We start from the raw sequence: 21,693 nt of genomic DNA, 5'->3' as shown, positions 1-21,693 counted from the left end.
ATAGTGCACCTTTTTTGGAAATTAGTTAGCCGCGTTTATTGGTAATGCTTAGATTAAGGTGAAACTGAACTCTTGCGATTTCATTCCTTCCGATAGCGAAGAGGTGTCGTTTTGGTCATTTGACGGAAGACGCGTCCGAACTGCACAAGTGACCCGAACCCTACCTGCTCAGCGATCAAAATCACTTTAAGTTTCGTAGTTGTCAATAGTCGCTGCGCTTCTTGCACACGAACGAGATTCACATATTCAACAAGCGAAAATCCGGTGATTTCCTTGAACATCCGGCTTAAATAGGCCGGGCTGATTTCGAATCGCTCAGCTAGCTCTTCCAGACGGATAGGTTCAGGATAATGAATATTGATAAATCTCACGATGGTGGAAATTTTCCGATGCAGAGGTGAAACGTGTTCAGGAGATGTGGACGGATGCATAAGGACGAAGCGTGCTGTGAATAGCAGAAGCTCGGTCAAATATTGCCGCAATGCGAAATTTTGCCCAAGCTGAGCCTCCTTCGATTCATGAATCAATTTACCAAGAATGTCTTCGACCAAGCGCCGAGTAGGCAGATCCAATCGCAGAACGGGTGTAGCATACGTGAAAGCATCGAGAAGAAATGGAGCCTCCTCTTTGATATTTGCTAAAAAGCTATCATCAAAATTAATCACTACACGCGCATGTCCTAAGTTGTCCGAGTCTGATGTCGCATGAAGCTCACGCCGATTTATAAGCACAAGGTCCCCAGGAAGAATGAGATACGAACGATCACGAATGAAGTACATACGCTCACCTTCGTACAGATAGTAAAGCTCGTACATGTCATGCATGTGTTGAGTCCTCTCGAAGGAACCAGAACGATGAATATGTTGGATATAAAATGGACCTTCATCTTCATTGCCGAAGGTGACAGTTCGTGACATAGGTAGGACTCCTTTGGTTCTCTATGATTATTTGAAGTATAGCATGATTTTAGTGAAAAATATGAATAGTTTTAATGGAAAATAAGAAGAGATGATGAGAAAATTTTCGTACCTTGCGATATGATTAAGCTATGAGAAATGAGTAAACGCTTGCAAAACAAGGGAGGATTTACACAATGAAACAGCTTATCGAAGCTATAAAATCAGGAAATATAACGGCATTTTCTTCACCGGATGTGAAAGTGTATGCATCATCCTACACGCAAGTAGGTAATACGTCCCTTCTAATGGTGCGAACAACGGCAGGAAAGAAGCTTATCGCTGCCGGCGAGGGCGAACTATACGACCAACTTATTGGTGAAAACGTGGACGGCGGCAAAGTGGCATCTCTATCTCACGAAAATCGTCTGATACTTAACCAGTTTCTTCCATATACGGCTCCGCAAGCATTTGGTACACAAGTAGCTACAATGGGTTTAGGGGATCGACTTGGGATTGCAAGCCCAGGACATATTCAAACGATTCGCGGCAGAGACATTCGCCCTGTCCTAGCACAGCAAAGTATTCGTGAGCTCGCGCTAACAGGCCGAACCTATGAGGATGTTTTGGATGCGGCTGCTTATGCTGTATTTCAAGAAGGCTACAAAGATGGGTATGGTGCAGACGGCGACCATTTGAAGAAAGAAGAAGACATCAAGTATGCGCTGCGTCTTGGTTTTACAATGCTGACACTGGATTGCTCGGAAAATATCGACAATACCATTGAATCCATGTCTGAAGCGGATATCGCTGCAAAATACGAGCAGCTACCAGCTAGTTTGCGCAATCATTATGAAAAGCGATACTTAGAGACTGCAGCTAATGTTCCTGGAGCAACGCTCCACTATACACGTCAAGCTCTACAGAAAGATGTCCTGATCTATGATGCAGCGATTAATTTCATGGAAGCTATCTTCCGTAAGTATATCGCGACGCTTGATCGCGCAGTTGATTTTGAAATCTCTATCGATGAAACGGCTACGCCGACATCTCCTGAAGCGCACTACTTGGTAGCTAACGAACTTCGTGATCGCGGGGTTACAATTTTCAGTATGGCGCCGCGCTTCTGTGGTGAATTCCAGAAAGGAATTGACTATATCGGCGATATCGCTCAGTTTGAACGTGAATTAGCTAGCCATGCCGCGATTGCTGTGCATTTCGAATACAAGCTTAGCATTCATTCCGGCAGCGATAAATTCAGCGTATTCCCGCTCATCGGGCAGTACACGAACGGCCTGTTCCATATCAAAACAGCTGGAACGAACTGGCTCGAAGCCGTACGTGTCGTAGCGAAGGTAAATCCTTCCCTATACCGCCGCATGCATCAGTATGCGCTTGATCATTTCAGTGAGGCTACAGCTTACTATCATGTAACAACTGACATTAACGCTATCGTCACACTGGGTGAAGTGAGCGATGCCGATCTGCCGGATTATATGGAAGAAAATAATGCTCGCCAACTGCTGCACATCACCTATGGTTTGCTCCTGCAAGCCGATGGCGGCAAACAATTTGCCAACGAATTTTTCCAAACGCTAGCTGAGCAGGAAGACACCTTCGCAGAAGGTCTCCGCTATCATATTGGCAGACATTTAGAACTGTTAGGTAAATAAATAATCATAGCGCTGACCTCCTGATATAGGGAGGTCAGCTTTTTGTTTAATCGCTTGTAGACCCGTAAGGATTTAAGTATGATTAAACAAGTTAGAGAAAGACAGTAAGATTGCGAGGTACCTGGATGCAAAAGAGATTAAGCCGTAAACATTTTCGGGTTCGGCTGGAAGATATGATTGTTACACTGCGACAAGAAATCCTGTCTGGTAAAGCGGCTATTGGCAGCTACTTACCTTCCGAAAGTGATCTGGAAAAGCGATTCGAGCTCAGTAATGCATCCGTTCGCAACGGTCTCAAGATTCTCGTAGAGGAAGGATTTATAGAGAAAATTGCCAGGGTAGGAAATAGGGTAATAAGTCCCTCCTCCGAACAAAAGACGGTTATTAAATTTGGATATGTCCAAACATTTGCCGGACTTGTCGAGATGGAAGAGCTGCTGGTTGAGTTTGCTAAGCAATATCCGCATATTGTTGTACATCCAATAGAACTGCCTTCGGGCAGCTATTCCAAGTCATTGAAGCAATATATGGAAGCGGAGCTCCTCGATTGCGTAATGATTAATAATAATAATTTTCAGGATTTCGTGGAAAATGACTGTACCCATTTATTGGAGCCGATTACGCAAATGGATGATTTGTATCCGTTTTTGACGGAACCGTTTCAACAAGGAGGTCACACGCTCGTTCGGCCGTTTAATTATTCGCCTGTCGTTTTGTGCTATAACAAAAAGCATTTCGAACAGTCTCAAGTTCCACTGCCGGATAGCAGTTGGGGATGGCGTGATCTTTTTACATATGGTCAGCAATTATCTGTGAAGAATGAACGGTTCGGCTTTTATTTTTATTTGCCCTCCCGTAACCGCTGGCCGATCTTTATGCTGCAGAGTGGAACCAGCTTTCAAACCGATGACAGCGGAAATTACCGATTGCACGGAAGCAAGATCATAGAAAGCCTAGAAGCATGCAGAGATCTGCTGGCAATGACAGATGTATTTCCAAGAATTCTTTCGGAAAGCAATGCTGATGCGGAAGCGCTTTTTCTGGAAGAAAAAGTTTCGGTTATTATGACAACCTATTTTTTCTTAAATCAGCTGCGAACGTCTAACATTTCCTTTGAGGTCTCCCCATTGCCAGGTTTGCAGGATTCGAGTACGCTGCTCATAATTAATGGACTAGCTGTTAACAGCCGGTCTTCTAACAAAGAGGCAGCAAAGCTGTTAATCGACTTTTTGACCTCATATGAGATTCAATTAATGCTTCGACGCAAAACGTTGAATATTACCGCTCACCGACGTGCCATGGAGTGGGAGGGGGAGGAGTCGGGGTATCGTCCATCTAAATTTTTTTCATACAGAGAAATGGTCCCGACGTTTCGGCTAATTACGGAATTGGGCCTCAGCAATTACCAATTAAAAAGCATCCAGCGTGATATTATGCTATTTTTGTCTGGTCTGCAAAATAGTGCAGCGCTTAGCACTAGATTGGAACAATTGTTGATTGAAGCTAAAGAAAGTAACATCATTCATTCCTCCTAACGGTTTTTCATAGGTAAACACAGGTGCAGGCTCTTCCAAAAGAGCCTGTACTTTTTTGTTTCTACCCCATAAAATCACAAGTCGAACTAAAGAAAACCACATTGGCTGCGCTTACATTGATGATATCATAAATATACGAGTTAGATACGAGTCAGAAATAATGTGGAATGATTGGTGGGGTAACTAACATGCAGCATAATGGTGTTTATTTTCACAATGTCACGGAACTTGAACAGCTGCCATACCTGCCAGGACTTCGGTTACACCGGTTTCCGAAGCAGGTTCGTCACAGTTTAACGGAGAAGGGCAGAACGAAGGCGGTGCAGTCGAACGGCTGCGAGCTTCGATTTGTTACAGAAGCAAAGTATGTCCAAGTGGTGCTGGCTTCGCAGGATATGAACGGTTCAGTGCTGGTGTTCAAAGGCGACTTCTTCCATTCTTCTCATCAGTTAGAGGCGGGGGTTGCAACAACCATCCAGTTGGAAGAGCCTGAAAGGTTTGCTCAAGTGATCCCGGAGAAACTGAACAATAGGGCGTTCTCTTCTAATGTTTGGCGTATTTTCTTCGAACGGTTTAGCGCAGTATTCTATGATATCGATGCGTTCGGGTTTGAAGTGAGGCCTCCTCATAAGCATGAGATGCCTCAGTTGACACTTCTAGCTTACGGCTCATCGATAACGCAAGGGGCAGGGGCCTTAAGCCATTACAACGGTTATGTGCAGCAAGCGGCCCGACGTCTAGAAATTGATGCGCTTAACTTGGGTCTTAGCGGATCCTGCTTTTGTGAAAAGGAACTGTCAGATCATATTGCGGAGCGCAATGACTGGGATATGATCTATCTTGAGATCGGTGTCAACATGCGAGCGGTAGTTTCTACGGAGGAATTTGAACGACGCTCCTCCTATTTGCTGGACTACATCATTGAACGGCACCCGGAGAAGCCTGTATTTCTAACCTATATTTATCCAAATCGGGCTACGTATTTCAGTGATTATAACCATGCTTACAGCGAATCTGAAAGACGCTATAACGAAATTTTAGCGCAATATACAGCCAATAGAAGCCACCCTTTCCTACACTTGTTGGACGGGAGCAAGATCATGGATGACTTTACTTCGTTGACAAGTGACCTCATTCATCCTTCTGATTATGGCCATATTCGAATGGGGGAAAAGTTGGCAGGTTTCATGCTTCCAACTGTAAATAAGCTGCGAGAATCGCAATTGAAACATAGCGTTATTTCCAAATAGGAGGAGATTGATATGAGAAAGAAATGGCTTTTATCCATAATTAGTGCATCTTTGCTTGCAGCAACCGCAGCAGGATGCTCGCAGGCAGGGAAGCAGGAAACAGCAGGCAAGCCTGAGGGTGGGAAGGCGGCCTTTTCGATATCCTTCCGGTCCGGAAATATTTCGTACGCGGAAAATCATCCGAACATTAACGAAGAGAAATGGGTAAAAAGGCTGGAGGAGCTAACGAATACGGATTTGGACATCCGCTTAATGTCACACAAAGAATTCGATCAGAAGATGATTCAGATGTTCGCCATCCATGATATTCCCGATGTTGTTCAGGCGAGCTCGGGCTTGACGAATCCGCAATTGGCGGGGTCGGTGCAGGCTGGTGTATTTCTGCCTTTAAACGATTTATTGGAAAAGCACGGCAAGAACCTTTTGAAAAAAATACCGAAAGAAGCATGGGAGAAAGAAACGGACGCCAAAGGGAATATATATGCTATACCAGAGTGGTTATCGAATCCGTCCAGAAGAGCGACCTGGATCCGTACAGATTTATTAGAAAAAAACGGGCCTGCCCGAGCCTAAAACAGTTGAAGATTATCTCAACGTTATGCGTGCGTTCAAGAAACTTGGTGTTGAGAATCCCTATATGGGACGAGAAGATTTCGTGTACGCGGATGCTTTCTTCGGGGCTTATGATGTTTTCGGTAACTTCTTTATGAAGCAGGGCGATCAAATCGTTCCTAAGTTTTTTAACGTAGAAAATATGCAAAAAGCCATTCAAACCTATAAAACGATGGTGGATGAAGGCTTGATGAATAAAGAGTTTGAAACCACCAATCCGACCAAGTTCAAAAACGATATTTTAGCCGGAAAAGCAGGAATATGGAACATGAATGCCAACTTGTTGATTCAATGGGATCAGCAGTTGAGAGAAAGTGTGGCAACCGGGAAGATGAAATTGATTTCATCTCCAACTGGACCTGACGGCAAGGGCGGATTGAGGCTTGTCGGTAACGTGACTAGAGCTTATTTGATTAATAAAAGTGCAAAGGATCCAGCGGCTATCATTACATTTTTCGATTGGATGGTTAGTGACGAGGCTGAGAAATTTTTTACCTTTGGTATTAAAGGGGAGAATTACACGGAAGAGAATGGAAAACTTACTTATAAAGCGCCAACGAACGCAAAGGATGTTGATGAGGAGACTTATAGACAAGTTTTACTCTGGTTAGTTCAAGATACAACTTATAACAAAGGAACTTTGAGTCTTACGCCTGAGGGGCAAGGTTTGATGAAGCTGTATGATACGGTATTGGCCAAAGAAGGACGTGACGGTATCCAGTTCGATCCGCAGCTGAAGGGATATTTGAAAAATCCTGATATCGCGCCAACGGGAGATAAGCTTCCACCTGTTATTCTTACTCATGTTTTGAAAATGGTTTATGGAAAGGAACCGATCTCGGACTATCCGAAAGTTTTAGAAGAGTGGAAGCAAAAAGGCGGCAATGATGTCATCAAAGAAGCTACGGAGAGATTTAACAAAAATGATGGCGTTAACTTATCGAGAACGAAGAATAAGTAACAAGGTAAAGCGAGGAGATAAAATGAAGTACTTACTGCGAAGTATTGAGATACGGATAGTTGTATGCATCATGCTGCTGCTGAGCGTTATTTCACCAATGGTTGAAATGGAAACGCTTTCGGCTGAGGCGACAGACACACAGCTCTTTTATGATAGTTTTGAATATGGTAATGGCGTTGCAGTCCCGACAACATCGCCATCGCTATGGACGCAAGACGGTCTGAATGGAAGTCTGGTGAAGACGACAACCAGCGGCATGCATACGGGTACCTATGGCATAAAAATAGATGCGACCGATTCGCTAAGCCTACATCTAAGTACGGTTGGATATCAACATATTCAGTTGAGTTATTGGTACAAATCAAGTGTCACAGCAGGTAGCGTAAAGGTGGAGTATTCCGCAAACGGAGGTTCCACTTGGTTTGCTTTGGATCCCATTAATAGTGCGCAAGGCTCCTTTGAACAAAGAACGTATACCATTACGGCAGCAACGTACACACCTATTGATAATCTTCCGGATGTCAGAGTGAGATTCAGCGTGGACTCAACGCTAACAGGCAACATCTATATTGATGATGTGGTAGTTAGAGGCACAGCCATTTCTGCACCGGATGAGCCCTCAACCCCACAGCCTGAAGGACCGGAGATCGAATTCTTCTCCGACAATTTCGATGATCCTGACAATTACGGTTCAGCCGGGAGTGTAACCATACCGTCACCATGGGTACAGGAAGGTGCTGGGGGGAGCGTCGCCAAAACGTCAACTTCAACGAGCGCTCCATCGCTGCCCAATTTTGTCAAAATTGATGCTAATGATGCGCTAGCCTTACCGCTCAATACGACTGGTTACGGAAACATCAAGCTGAGTTACTTTACAAGGGCGTCATCTTATATTAGCGGAAGTATGATCGTGGAGTGGTCGGGGAACGGAGGGAGCAGTTGGTCTACTTTAGAAGAATTCAAGCTGGCCCCAGGCACTTCTGAGCAAAAGAACAGCGAATCCAACAAACTGAAAACGTGGGTATTAGGGGGGGCTGCCAACAACAACGCTAATCTGAAGATAAGATTCAGAGTGGGGGATCCCATGCAGGCGAATATGTACATGGACAGTGTGTCAATTAAAGGGCAAGCTATTCCAGGAATCCCGCCTGCTGTAACACCGGTGCCCACACCTCCGCCATCCACGGACCCGGTACCTTTCCCTGTACCAAAAGGTGTAACTTTGTATGAAGATGTTGAAATAGGAACAGCCGGCAGCCGCCCCTTGTATACCTCGATTGCCGTGCCAGATACACTGCCTGCTGCTCCATTGCCAGTCGTTGTTTATATCCATGGCGGAGGCTGGAATCACGGGGACAGGAAACAAGCGTTAGCTAACATATGCGGATATGTGACCAAGCGAGGATATATCGGCGTTTCGCTTGACTACCGCCTTACGCCTGAAGCGCAATTCCCGGCTCAGATCCAGGATGTGAAGCTGGCCATTCGCTATTTGCGGGCAAATGCTTCTCAATATCATATTGATCCTGACCGTATCGGTGTTTGGGGTTCATCGGCGGGCGGCCATCTTGCGTCGCTGCTCGGAACTTCGGGGGATCTCTTAACGAGTGATCAGGTGGTTCTCGATAATGGAAATACGGTACATGTGCCAGATTTGGAAGGCTCAGGAGGCTGGCAGGAATATTCAGATAAAGTGCAGGCAGTGGCTGACTGGTTTGGGCCTGCTGATTTCACGACTGCTTTTGCGAATAACTATAGCTCAGTAACGGCGCTTCTAGGCGGGAACAAAGCCTTCACTGTGCCAGATCAAGCGAGACTTGCGATGCCCGGTACGTATGCATCTCCGGATGATCCGCCATTCTGGATCCGGCATGGGGACGCGGATTCTACGATTCCCTATACGGACAGTGTTACGTTTGCTAATCAACTAACAGCAGCGGGTGTTCCTGTTGTTGACTTCAAAGTTGTTCCTGGGCAAGGCCACGGATTTACAGGAACAGCGTCAGAAACAGCCAATGCGGAGGCATGGGCATTTATGGATCAGCATGTTAAGAACAGGACCGTGACAGAACATATCTTATATAAAGACGGCCATACACCCAGCAATCCAACAGATCCTAATCCTCCTGCTCCGACTGGACCAAATGTTTCAGCTGTTTTGGATCCTTCCATTTTCACAATGGAGGTTAACGGGTCAAAGGAATTGACTGTATCGCTTACGCCTAATGATGCCGTAACACAAACGGTGACATGGATAACGTATGACAGTAGTGTTGCAACCGTATCCTCGTCAGGATTGACAAGCGCATTGGTGTCAGCTGTAGGTCCGGGTACAACGAAAATACGGGCAAACGTGACAACCTCCGTCAATCAGCAGGTATATGCGGATAGTGAAATAACAGTGGTACCACAGCGACCTTCTGGACCTGGAACGGTGGTTGAAAATGAAATAGGCAGTCCACTACCAACGGATGATGCACTCATTGACAGCAGCAAAGCAGGTATGAATTTTAATTCAGCCACGGGCACAAGCGCCGGACTATTCAGTGTTTCCTCAGGAAGCACAAATAAAAAATACGTTTATTTTAAATATGATTTGTCCGGCTTGAGCGATCCTGATTACAAATATATATTTCAAGTCGCCGGGAAAAGAGGCAGCTCCAACACCAATGTGGAGCTTTCACTTTATGGGATCGAGAATACGGAATGGATGGAAACAGGTCTAACATGGGGCAACTCGCCGGTCAATAATCTGGCTGATGCCGCTTTTATTGGCAAATTCACGGTGTCGACCGATAAAGGATCCAGCCCGGAATTGTACAGTGTGGATGTATCCGATTATGTCAGAAGCCATTTGACCCAAGGCAAGGTTGCCTTTGTAGTGGGAGATGCGGAAAACACGGGTATTTCCTTAAACCTCTATTCGAAGGAAGCTAACGGCACGAGTAATCCAAGACCTCGATTAGTTGTTAAGGAGGTCGTCGATATCTCGAACGATAACACACCGCCCTCATGGCTGAGCGCCAGTCATTTAGCAGTGTCTAACCTTGGGACTGATTTCATCAACTTGTATTGGCCTGCTGCAGTAGATAATACGAAAGTTATTGAATATCGGATTTACCAAAATAATACGTTGCTGGCAGCGGTAAATGGAAGCACTTCTTATAACGCTGTTGGGTTGAGTCCAGGAGCAGTGTATACGTTCAAAGTTGAAGCAGTAGACGCAGCAGGGAATATCAGTACGTCTCCGCTGACTTTTAGCAGAACAACGCTTTCGGCACCGCTGACACCCCTAACGGTTATCGGTGTAACCGCGAGCGGCAGCGATGGAAACATCGAGATTAACACGATAGACAGCAATTCGTACACACGCTGGTCTTCATCGGGTGATGGGCAATGGATTATGTACGACTTGGACGACATCAAACGCGTCGGATATGTTGGTATTGGATTTTATAAGGGGGATGTGCGATCAACGAATTTCGAAATCGAGACCTCTGAAGACGGAACAACTTGGACACAGCGATTCAGCGGCTCCAGTAAGGGCACTACTACGACTATGCAAGCCTTTGATATTCCTGATACGGATGCCAGATACGTGCGAATTTCAGGCCATGGCAATTCGGATGGCAGCACATTCACAAGCATAACGGACGTTCATGTGTATCCTCCATTCGCTAACGGGGATACGCCGGTTGCCCATATTCCTTATGTGGTACCCGGACCTCCACCGGGGGCTGTGCCCTTTACCGAGCCGGGGATGACAAATGCGGATGGCACGAACCATCCTATTCATATGCCCCATGTAACATCAGGCAGGGTTATAAATGTGCTGGATTATGGTGCGGATCCTGCAGACAACGCTGCTGACGACCGTTCTGCCATTCAGGCGGCTATCAACGCAGCTGTTGAAGGTGACGAAGTCTATCTGCCGAATGGAACGTACAATTTGAATACAGCTCCTGACGGAACTACAAATCTATTATTGAAAACGGGGGTCAACCTCCGTGGTGAAAGTGAATCCGGTGCAGTGTTGAAAACGGCTCTTAACAAAGTTAAAAACAGCACGGTATTAAAAGCAGCCAATCAGCATGAGCTGGTTATTTCCAATCTGACACTAACCTCCACTTGGGCGGGCGCTTATACAACAGATCATACGGTAAATAATCCGGCAAATGGCGGACCGGACAGCATGATCGCTATTTCGAACTATGGCGAATATCCTTCCTACAACATCACCATAGATCACGTAACGGTTGAAAAATTTACTCGTATGGGAATTCGCATTGATAACAGTCATGATGTCGTTGTAAGAAACAGCACCTTCCGCAATGCCACTGATGTAGGGCCAGGCGGGTCAGGGTATGGAGTCGCAATCCAAGGTATGGCGAAGGTAAATCGGCTAGGGTATGACAATGATACAAAATGGAACTTGGTGGAAAATTCGTCTTTTGAGGGGCCTTACTTAAGACATGGAGCGCTCGTTCAATTTGTCGCGCATAACAACACCATACGCAACAATCAGTTTACTAGGACCAAGCTGGATGCGATTGATCTTCATGGAGAACTGGAATATTTAAATGATATATACGGAAATTTGATTACCGATATTATCACGGGTGGAGCTGTTGGTCTTGGTAATACAGGGGGTACAGCGCCAAGTAATCATAGTAAGTCCGGTCCCAAAAACCATATCCATGATAATATCATCCGAAACTCTCGAGAAGGTATTGTGGTTACGATGGGTACACCGGATACGATCATTGCGAACAATATCATTGAAAACACGACGAATATAGATGGGGCTTCTGGTATTAATGTATTGAACGGGCCAGGAACGATGATTAGAAATAACATAATTCGCAATAATACGGCGACCAATTATTGGGCTATCCTCTTAGAGCATGACAAAGGGGATGAAAAAGCGAACTATATCGGTGAAGGCGATCCGCTGAACGTGCAGATTTTGAATAATACGATTACTGGGAACGCAAATGGCATTCATCTTCAAGCGGGGACTAATATTGTGCTCAGAGGAAATATACTGGAAAACAGCGGTACGAACTACTTGAAGGCTCCGGGTGTGACAACCGTGGAGGAAGTGGATCCGCCAATTGGAGATGAACCTTCCTCCAATACTGACCTGAGCGATCTTACGCTCAGTACGGGAACACAAGAAAGCAATGCTGATATAGGCGTTACGGAAATCAAAACGGTGGGTGACAAGCAGGTAGCGTTTACATTTGTAAATGAAAAACAGATTGACAAGGCATTGCAAAACACAGACTCAAGTTTGCTTGCCATCTCGGTAGAAAGCGGAGACGCCGAACAGGTAAATGTAAAGCTGAGCAGTAAAGCGCTTCAAAAAATGATTGACGCTAAATCGATTCAGACGATTTCGGTTGATACCAAGCTAGGGACGTATCTGCTGCCGATTCAGCAAATTGACATCATCCAGTGGGCTGCACAATTGAACGTCTATCTGGAGAACATGCAGCTTGAGATCATTATTAGTCGGAATGATAGCGCTAAGCAGCATGCTGAATCATCTGGATTTAAGGTGCTTGCTGCCATCGATTTTACAATACAAGTGTATATGGCGGATGGGAAAATGATGGATATTGATTCATTTACCCATTATGTAGCTAGGGCAATCAAAACGGAGATCCCAGTCATGGAAGGGAATCTGGCTGCCGTCCGCGTTTCTACTGATAGCAGTGGAAGTGTTAGTTACGAACCGGTTCCCTTTTCTGTAAAGGGCAATGAAGTGATTATTTACAGTAGAACGAACAGTACTTACTTGCTGCTTAAAAATCATCTTTCATTCAAGGATACCCAGAGGCATTGGGCCAAGGATGACATTGAGAAAATGGCCAATAGACGAATTGTTCAAGGAGTGTCTTCGGAGGAATTTCATCCGGATGTACCTGTTACACGTGCTGAATTCGCTGTGCTCCTTACCCGTTTTCTAGGTTTGGAGAAAACCGCAGGATTATCAGGCAAGATCAGCTTTGAAGATGTCCCGAGCGATGCTTGGTATCGTGATTCCCTTGCAGCGGCTGTAGGATCGGGAATTGTGAGCGGTTATGAAAATAACGCATTCCGTCCTGATGGAACCATTAGTCGGCAGGAGATGGCGCTTATGATCTATCGAGCCATACAATTCGCAGGCAGCAAAGATCAAGAGCCAGCCAACCAACAGCCCATATTTATGGATCAAGACATAATTGCGGACTGGGCGCAAGAGGCAGTAAACCGATTGACTGGAATGAAGCTGATGGAAGGCGTTTCGAACGGCAGCTTTGCTCCTTCGGACGTTTCGACCCGTGCACAAAGTGCGGTTATGTTATCCAGAATGCTTCCTGTACTTTCTTTTACACGGTAGGGAGGTTGTGGTTGACGGTATTGGTGCGGATTTGAATGAGAGTTGGCAAATGCTAGATAAATAAACGGTAAAGCCGACATCCTGTTATACGGAGGTCGGCTTTTTTGGCTCTCTAGAGCCTGCACTAATAGGAGAGCTGCCGATAAGCAGTGGGAGACATATTCGTCCACCGTTTGAATTGTTTGCTAAACTGGGATAAGTCTCTATATCCGAGCTGTTCGGATATTTGCTCGATGGTGAGTGTAGGATCCATGAGCAGCAGTTTCGCCTTTCGAAGTTTGATCATACTGACATACTGACGCGGAGAGATGCCGTATGCTTTGTGAAATACGCGATTACAGTAAGTGGAGCTGTAACCCAATTGTTCAGCGAGCCGCTCAATCCGGAGCGGTTCCTGAACTTCCTTATTGTCCTCATCTGATTGCGCACACTCACGTTCAATATAGGCCGCAATTTGTTTAGCCAGCTCTGTGGTTGCAGTAAGAGAGGAGATGTGCTGCTCTTCTTGAAGCAGAAGCTCAATCAAAACGCCAAACAAACGGAAAGAAGCCTGCAAGGTCAACAACTTCAGTTGTGTTCCTTCACTCTCCTTGGCAGCTAACCCAACATCCTGTATGACAGGGCGAAGTGCTTGCTCTAGTGTACTGCCGACTGGATATCGCACAAGGGTTAGCTGGTTTAACCGCTGGCGCAACCAAGGGTCGTCCACTTCGAAATGGATGCATACATATTCCATCGTAGCTCCATCCAGTGCACCTAAGCTGCTATGGCGTTGGTTGGGCGTCAGCCATAACAGTTCCCCTTCAGTCTGTTGATAGTCTTTACCTTCTACACGCATATGCTGACTGCCTTCGAGTACAACATTAATTTCATATTGGCTATGCTTATGTTCAGGGAAAGACCAATGAGCATTCACTTTTCTGCGATGTGCAGCAAAAACGCGAAACGAAACTTGCAAATCGGGAAGCATACTGCCGCTAATGCTATGTTCATGCCCAGAAGGCAATGCTGAACGGAATGGCTGCATCTGGAAATTCTCTCCTTCATGGTAACAGCGAATTGCTCTTTATTGTACCATATGATGCCTTGGAATGAGGTGTTTTTTGCACAAATGAAAGAAAGTTTTGCCCATGGGATAAAGATTTAACTGAATGTATGATTAGGGCATATGAAGTTTGAAGGGAGCGTCATTTATGCCGAAAAATCTATTTTTTAATGCCCATCATTCACCTATGGGAGCGTTCGCAAGTTTCACACTTGGATTCCCAGGGAAAAAAGGGGGCTTCGACCTCGAACAAGGCCGTCCGCCTGAACAAAACATCTATATAGGTTTGGAAACCAATCAGGGAGGTACTTACGAGGCTCTACCTTTTTTTGAATATAGTGCGGATGGCGAAACTGAAAGTCAACGTTATGACATTGAGAATCCCGACCCGAATCCGAATAAGCCTAAAATTGTATTTCCTTTCGCACAAAGTGGGATCACCAGACAATTTGAAGTGGGGACAGATACGTGGTCAGCGGGAGATCTGGCTTTTCGACTATACTCTCAAGCACAATCTATACCGGATCCTACTGCTAGTTCCGAAGAGGAGCTACGTCTTGCCTTAGTTCCGGCTGTGCTGGCTGAGATTACTGTGGACAATACGAAAGGAACCTCTTCCAGAAGAATGTTCTTTGGTTATCAAGGGACAGATCCATACAGCTCGATGCGCCGACTAGACGATACGATGGATCAGGTGGCTGGCATTGGGCAAGGTCGGATTACCGCAATCGTTTCTAAGGATCCTGATGTGCGCTCGGCACTGCATTTTAGTATCGAGGACATTTTGACTGTATATCCCATCGAAAATTTGACTTTCGGTCTGGGGGCCGTAGGCGCACTTTTTGCCGACACAGCTGCTGGCGAGAAACGGACTTATCGCTTCGCGATATGTTTCCACCGTTCTGGCATTGTGACAGCCGGTCATGATGCTTCGTATATGTATGCACGTTTATTTAAGGACATTGAAGCGGTAGGACGCTATGCATTAGATCACTTCGATGAGCTAGCTGCACGAGCGGATCAAAGTAATGATCGCATCGGGGCATCCAAAACTTTCAAATGACCAGAAGTTCATGCTATCGCATGCGATTCGCAGCTATTATGGCAGCACGCAGCTGCTGGATATGGACGGTGAGCCGTTCTGGGTCGTGAACGAAGGGGAATATCGCATGATGAACACCTTTGATCTCACCGTTGACCAATTGTTTTATGAGCTTGAATTGAATCCGTGGACTGTAAAAAATGAACTGGATATGTTCGTTAAGCGCTACAGCTATGAAGATAGAGTACGATTCCCTGGAGATTCTACAGAATATCCGGGTGGCCTTAGTTTTACACATGATATGGGTGTTGCCAATACCCTCTCAAGACCCAATTATTCTTCGTATGAGCTGTACGGACTGCAAGGCTGTTTCTCACATATGACCCATGAACAGCTTGTGAATTGGGTTTTATGCGCAGCTACTTATGCAGAACAGACCGGTGACCAACTATGGTTGGAGCAAAATATAGCTATTCTCGAACAATGCCTGCAAAGCATGTTGAATAGGGATAACCCTGATCCTAGTCTGCGTAACGGCATCATGGCGCTGGATAGCACGCGTACGATGGGGGGAGCGGAGATTACCACGTATGATAGTTTGGACGTATCCTTGGGGCAAGCTCGTAACAACATTTATTTGGCTGGTAAGTGTTGGGCGTCTTACTTGGCTATGGAGCGTATTTTCAACCGTTATGGCCGTGATAAAATCGCGCGAATTGCCGGAGACCAAGCGCTGAAGTGCGCAACCACGCTTGTTGGTTATGTGACCGAGGATGGGTACATTCCGGCTGTTGTTGGTGAAGGTAATGATTCTCGCATCATCCCGGCTATTGAAGGTCTTGTCTTCCCTTACTTTACTGGCTGTAAAGAAGCACTCGATGAAAATGGCCGCTATGGCTTTTACATTCAAGCGCTGAAGAAGCATCTCACAACGGTGCTCGTAGCTGATGTGTGCTTGTTCCCTGATGGCGGTTGGAAACTTTCATCCACAAGCAACAACTCATGGCTGAGTAAAATATATTTGTGTCAATTTGTAGCACGGCAAATTCTGGGGCTTCCCTGGGAAGCGCAAGGAACTGCAGCTGATGCTGCGCATGTCACCTGGCTCACGCATCCGCAGTTGTCGTTTTGGAGCTGGAGTGATCAAATCATATCCGGGGAAATTCAAGGAAGTAAATATTACCCACGCGGTGTAACTAATATCCTCTGGCTGCTAGAGGATAATTATCACACAGTCTAGAAAACTGGGAAGAAGAAGGAAGTGCAGGAACAGAAGAACAGAAGAACCCAAGATCAAGAGATTAAACCTCTTGGTCACTAGGAGTTTAGGAGTCTATAAGAATAAGAATCTCCATTTGGATCAAAACTTCCCTTCTTATAAGTAAATAGGTATGATTGTTGTAGTAAATACAACAATAACCCCCTTCAGAAGGATAGAAGGTGAAAGATGTTGTACGCCATACAACAATTTCCATTAAATCGAGTGAAATAAGCCCCATTTAAGCAAATCTGTTGCACTTTCTACAACTCTGGATCGCTTTAAACACGAACGTGAAGAAAATTGTTGTACGTTTTGCAACTTGATGGGTTCTATTCACATCTACAAAAACAATAAGCGAGCCAAACGTTTGTAATATCAAACGTTTGGCTCGCTCAATTTTATACGATTTATTCTTGATTCGTCGGTTCGTTCCGATAATCGTCTTCACCTGGGTAGTCCCGCTTAATACCTTCATGCAGCTCCCGATTCTCGTAAGAAAATTGGTTAGGCGGACGTTGATCTTCTCGCCAGGGTTTACTTTTTCCGAGTGATTCTGTGTTTAGGCTTGTGCCATATGGACCCTCGGGAAATTCTTCGGGAATTAAGTCATTGCGCTGGGACTCGACTGTCTCCAAATCGGTGAAAGCGTCACGGTACTCAGGAATAAAGCCTTTAGTGTGACTGTACTTGTCGTTAGGGAACTTATCACTCATGGATAAAGCCTCCTTATCAGGTTGCTATGCTTTTTCCAGTGTCCCCCGCAGACAGCTTAAATATCCGTAAAATGAATGGAACCTATAATTTGCGACAAGAATTCATTAAGTTCTAGTGCTTGTTCCTCATTCAGTTTATACACATGTTCCAAATATCCTTCTTCAGCCAGATCATCTGGACCAATAACAGCGCTGCGTCCGGATTGCAAATCAATAACAAGCTTTTTGCCGAAATAACGGGATGTAGTCATAATTGCGAGATCAAATCGGTGCAGTGCGTTGCCAACGAAACAAACGAAACGCGTTGTTGTTTCTTCCTGATGGTCGTATAAAAAGTCATAATCAGACATGAGGGCCCTCCATTCTCTTTCTAGTATGCAACTCATTATAACCGAAAAATGCTCGTCAACAAAACATATCTTGCGCCCATCTGACAAACATGGTATGATTTGGATATTAGAAAAAGGGAAGCACCTTTTCAGCTAACAAGCTGAAGAGGTGCTTTTTCGTTTTTCTGAACCATTTTTAGTTATCGTTTGGAGGAGAAGGTATGAACATTGTATTTCTGAACACTTTGGAGAAAGAAGCGGGGGATCATCGCGTTACATCGGCCCAAGTGTCGATTGGGGAAGAACAAGGCATTTGGAATGTCTATTGGAATGAGCCTGATAGCGCTGGAAAAATTCAGCAAGATCAGTGGTATCAAGGGGTAAGCTGGGATGAGATGCTGAGTGCTTTCCGTCAGGGACTGCGGGATAAAGTACGTACCGGTTACCGTCCGCTTGTTAGTACGGATTTGGAATCAGCGCAGGGACTGTCAGGCAAAGCCAGAATGACTCAGATGCTGACTTACTACTGCGAAGAAAATCCAAGTGAGGAAGTGTACGAAACGCTCCGCGCATGGAGGCGTGAACAAGCTGCTCGTGAGGGGAAAGCACCGTATATTCTCGCCACGAACCGTGTGCTTCGCATGATCTCCGTCTTTCTACCCCAGAGCAAGGAAGAGCTGCAGCAAATTCCTGGCTTCGGTGAGCAGAAGACGACCATGTACGCGGCAGATGTGCTCAATCTCACCGCTGAGTATACACGTTCGAATGGCTTTCCTTTAGATTGGGTAGCTAAAAGCGTAGATACAGTAAAGTTTGAGGCTTGGCTCCACGCACAGAAGGAGCAAAAGCTGCGTACAGAGCTTGACCGTGAAGTTAGCAAGCGCAAGCTTCTTGAGATTGTTGCTGGCGGAGGAAGCTTGGCGGATTTGCAAGCAGTGCTAACCATGCCGCGCAGGGAACTGCTGCTTTGGGTAGAGGATTTGGAGCGAGAGGGATATGATATGGATCCGCTTGTGGAAGCAGAGCTTGCTTCGATCCCGGAAGAAGAGCAAATCAAAGCCTGGAACGCCTTTGAATCGGAAGGTGACCGCTACTTGAAGCCGGTGCTGCAACGCATTATCGGCACGGAGGAGCTCAAAGGCAAAGAACTTGACCGTGCCTATGAGTGGCTGCGCTTGCTTCGTTTGCGCTTCCGCAGGGAGAAGGAAAGGTTTGCTTCTCAAGCTGCAAGCTAGCTAGTATTGACATTGATTAGGATTATATGATTAAATGGTCAATAATCTAAATATCAATTAAAGCGATGACGAACATGGGCTATGCCCGAAGTAGGAGTAATGCCGCTGCTGCAGAGAGTCGGTGTAGGGTGCAAACCGATGCAAGTATGGCTCCGAATTACAGTTCTGAGTTGGTTAAGGGAACATGCTCGTCAGGGCATCAGTAGCTTTTACCCGGCATTCATTTGTCGTTATGTATCTAAGTGAAAGAGAATTTTGCGATTGAGACCGCGAACCCTTCTCTTTAATTAGGGTGGTACCGCGAGACAACCTTCTCGTCCCTTTGTGGACGTGCAGGTTGTCTTTTTTGTATTTATCATGATGAGGAGGATTAATACGATGTTGATATGGGATCAGCTTACTGAAGAACAGCAGCAGGAAGTGGAACGCCAACTGTTTATCATTAAACGAGGTGCTGCCGAAATTGTGCCCGAGGAAGCTCTCAAGCAAAAGATCATGCACGCAGTGGTTATAGGAAAGCCGTTAAAAGTGAAGCTTGGCTTAGATCCATCTGCACCGGATATTCATATTGGTCACACCGTTGTTTTGCAGAAGCTGCGTCAATTTCAAGATTTAGGACATGAGGTTCAACTCATTATCGGAGATTTCACAGGACGTATCGGGGATCCGACCGGAAAGTCAGAGACACGCAAGCAGCTGTCAGAGGAAGATGTTAAGCACAATGCGCAAACGTATCAGACGCAATTATCCAAAATATTGGATTTGACCAAGACGACCTTTTACTACAACTCATCTTGGCTTGGAGCGCTTAAATTCGATGATGTGCTGAAGCTAGCAGGTAAAGTAACGGTTGCACGCATGCTAGAGCGGGATGATTTTGCAAAAAGATACGCGGCTAACCAGCCGATTCATGTTCATGAGTTTTTCTACCCTTTAATGCAGGGCTATGACTCAGTTTCTCTTGAAAGTGACATTGAGCTGGGCGGAACGGATCAAACCTTCAATATTTTGATGGGCCGAACGCTCCAAAGTGCTTATGAGATGAAAGATAGTCAGGTAGCGATTCTGATGCCGCTGCTCGAAGGATTGGATGGTGTTCAAAAAATGAGCAAAAGCTTGCGAAATTACATTGGCATCGATGAGCTTCCTAGCGAAATTTTCGGCAAGACGATGTCGATTCCGGATTCGCTCATGACCAAATACTACGAGTTAACAACGACCATCTCAAATGAATCGCTGATTGATCTAAAACAAGGGCTAGAAGCAGGTGCCATCCATCCAAGAGATGCCAAGATGACTCTGGCCAAGGAATATGTGCAAATGTATCATGGTGTGCAGGCGGCAGAAGAAGCAGAACAGCATTTTATAACCGTGTTCCAAAAGCGAGCTTTGCCCGAAGACATCGAAGAAATGACTCTAAGCATCAGCCAACTGGAAGATGGTCAAATCTCCATCATTAAGCTTCTCGTTTTACTAGAACTGCAAGCTTCCAACGGGGAAGCAAGACGAAGTGTGGAACAAGGGGCAGTGAAAATCAATGAACAGAAAATCTCGCATATTCATGAACAAATAACCCCAAAGGATGGGGATATTATTCAGGTGGGAAAACGGAAATTCGTTAAAATTAAGCTGATTTAAACAGGACAAAAAGGGCTCCTTGATAGCAGCGTACTGCTTCAAGAAGCCCTCACTCTTTCTGCGTTCATAAGGTATCTACAGCCATTCTTTCTTACGAAATAGCACATACATGCCAATGCCTAATGCCGCCATAAAGACCAGCACGATCGAATCACCGTGTGCGATTTGCATGCCGAGAACATTATCAAAGTTCATCCCGAAAACACCGGTAATGAACGTCAAGGGCATGAATATCGTCGAGGTTGCCGTGAAGACGCGCATGATCTCATTCGCACGGTTAGCGACGCTAGACTGATAGGCTTCTCGTAAGTTGCCCATGAGATCGCGAAGCGTATCAAACGTATCCACGATCTTTACGGCATTTTCATAAATGTCTCCGAAATATTTTTGCAGCTGATGGTCAATCAGTCTAAGCTCTTTCTTGCCAAGTGTTCCAATTACATCACGCTGAGGAACTAGCACCTTTTTGAGCCATAGAATCTCGGAACGAAGACCGATAATTTCATTCAAATGCGACTTCTTCGTTGCCACCAGGATGTCTTCTTCCAGCTTTTCAATCTTGGCCTCGATACGGTCACCGACCGCCACATAATTATCGACGACAAGATCGACCAGATGATATAGGAAACGATCGGCGCTGTTTACTTCCTCTTCCCAGAGAAAAGGTTTCAAAGCTCGAAGTTCATTAATTTTTTGTCTAGTAACGGTGATAATGACATGTTTGCTTAGAAATAGATTAAGTGCGCGAAGAAAAATTTCTTCATCATCAAATCGAATACTATTAATAACGATAAAATAATGGGAATCGTAGAATTCAATTTTTGGACGTTGTTCCTCTTCGCTTAAGCAATCCTCCACGGCCAAATCATGAAGATGGAACAAAGGTTGAAGGATCTCTAAGTCCTCTACCCCTGCATCAATCCAATAAAAGCCTCTTTCTGGAGGTGTTAGGGCGACAGACACGTCATCAACCAACGTAAAAATGCCATTCTGAACCCACCGTGTTTTCATCTGATCCACCCCTTTGAATGGAATCAGTCGGTTAGTTCATCATTTAGAGCAAGGCTCCGGATGAAGGAATAACCGACTGCATCCCTACGCTATTAAATTGTTTAAGA

13 protein-coding genes, 1 pseudogene and 1 other annotated feature are annotated in these 21,693 nt (G+C 45.4%); of the genes and pseudogenes, 9 read left to right on the top strand and 5 right to left on the bottom strand.

From position 1 onward, the window contains the following. Positions 1-80: 80 nt before the first annotated feature. Positions 81-917 (bottom strand): helix-turn-helix domain-containing protein, encoded by an 837-nt coding sequence (locus QFZ78_RS16705; RefSeq protein WP_307549210.1) that lies wholly within the window; start codon positions 915-917, stop codon positions 81-83. A gap of 176 nt (positions 918-1,093) precedes the next feature. Here QFZ78_RS16705 and QFZ78_RS16700 point away from each other — a divergent pair, with 176 nt between their 5' ends. The 6 genes from QFZ78_RS16700 (at position 1,094) to QFZ78_RS16675 (ending at position 13,312) form a co-directional block, all read left to right on the top strand. Next, positions 1,094-2,569, top strand: coding sequence for a tagaturonate epimerase family protein (locus QFZ78_RS16700; RefSeq protein WP_307549208.1), 1,476 nt, complete (start codon positions 1,094-1,096; stop codon positions 2,567-2,569). Between the two features lie 125 nt (positions 2,570-2,694). Further along, complete coding sequence (locus QFZ78_RS16695) at positions 2,695-4,104, top strand: extracellular solute-binding protein (RefSeq protein ID WP_307549206.1); 1,410 nt, start codon at positions 2,695-2,697, stop codon at positions 4,102-4,104. Between the two features lie 188 nt (positions 4,105-4,292). Next, entirely contained in the window at positions 4,293-5,354 is a 1,062-nt protein-coding gene (locus QFZ78_RS16690) for an SGNH/GDSL hydrolase family protein (protein ID WP_307549204.1), read from the top strand. Positions 5,355-5,366: 12 nt separating this feature from the next. Further along, on the top strand, positions 5,367-5,927 hold the full coding sequence (locus QFZ78_RS16685) for a type 2 periplasmic-binding domain-containing protein (RefSeq protein ID WP_307549202.1): 561 nt from the start codon (positions 5,367-5,369) through the stop codon (positions 5,925-5,927). A 25-nt stretch (positions 5,928-5,952) separates the two neighbouring features. Then, entirely contained in the window at positions 5,953-6,927 is a 975-nt protein-coding gene (locus QFZ78_RS16680) for an extracellular solute-binding protein (protein WP_307549200.1), read from the top strand. 22 nt (positions 6,928-6,949) lie between these two features. Further along, positions 6,950-13,312, top strand: coding sequence for an S-layer homology domain-containing protein (locus tag QFZ78_RS16675; protein WP_307549197.1), 6,363 nt, complete (start codon positions 6,950-6,952; stop codon positions 13,310-13,312). 124 nt (positions 13,313-13,436) lie between these two features. On the opposite strand, the gene QFZ78_RS16670 is transcribed toward QFZ78_RS16675, so the two are convergent. Then, on the bottom strand, positions 13,437-14,339 hold the full coding sequence (locus QFZ78_RS16670) for a helix-turn-helix transcriptional regulator (protein ID WP_307549196.1): 903 nt from the start codon (positions 14,337-14,339) through the stop codon (positions 13,437-13,439). Positions 14,340-14,505: 166 nt separating this feature from the next. Between QFZ78_RS16670 and QFZ78_RS16665 the strand changes: the two are divergent. Then, a pseudogene (locus QFZ78_RS16665) lies at positions 14,506-16,639 on the top strand (glycoside hydrolase family 52 protein). A 428-nt stretch (positions 16,640-17,067) separates the two neighbouring features. Here QFZ78_RS16665 and QFZ78_RS16660 read toward each other — a convergent pair. Beyond that, positions 17,068-17,373: a hypothetical protein gene (locus tag QFZ78_RS16660; protein ID WP_307549194.1), complete on the bottom strand. Its 306-nt coding sequence runs from the start codon at positions 17,371-17,373 to the stop codon at positions 17,068-17,070. Between the two features lie 56 nt (positions 17,374-17,429). Beyond that, positions 17,430-17,723, bottom strand: coding sequence for a DUF3055 domain-containing protein (locus QFZ78_RS16655; protein ID WP_171646239.1), 294 nt, complete (start codon positions 17,721-17,723; stop codon positions 17,430-17,432). A 200-nt stretch (positions 17,724-17,923) separates the two neighbouring features. On the opposite strand from QFZ78_RS16655, the gene QFZ78_RS16650 reads away from it, so the two are divergent. Further along, positions 17,924-18,937 carry an HRDC domain-containing protein gene (locus QFZ78_RS16650; protein ID WP_307549190.1) on the top strand — a complete coding sequence of 338 codons (1,014 nt, stop codon included), beginning with the start codon at positions 17,924-17,926 and terminating at the stop codon, positions 18,935-18,937. Between the two features lie 56 nt (positions 18,938-18,993). After that, positions 18,994-19,262, top strand: a binding site (T-box leader). A 53-nt stretch (positions 19,263-19,315) separates the two neighbouring features. Continuing rightward, positions 19,316-20,575 (top strand): tyrosine--tRNA ligase, encoded by a 1,260-nt coding sequence (gene tyrS / locus QFZ78_RS16645; protein WP_373461038.1) that lies wholly within the window; start codon positions 19,316-19,318, stop codon positions 20,573-20,575. Positions 20,576-20,650: 75 nt separating this feature from the next. Here the strand turns inward: tyrS and corA are convergent, their stop codons facing one another. Further along, positions 20,651-21,586, bottom strand: a complete 936-nt coding sequence (gene corA, locus QFZ78_RS16640) for a magnesium/cobalt transporter CorA (protein WP_307549188.1) — start codon at positions 21,584-21,586, stop codon at positions 20,651-20,653. Positions 21,587-21,693: the final 107 nt, after the last annotated feature.

The organism is Paenibacillus sp. V4I5, from assembly GCF_030817255.1.
GTDB lineage: Bacteria > Bacillota > Bacilli > Paenibacillales > NBRC-103111 > Paenibacillus_E.
This window is presented reverse-complemented; position numbering and strand designations above follow the sequence as displayed.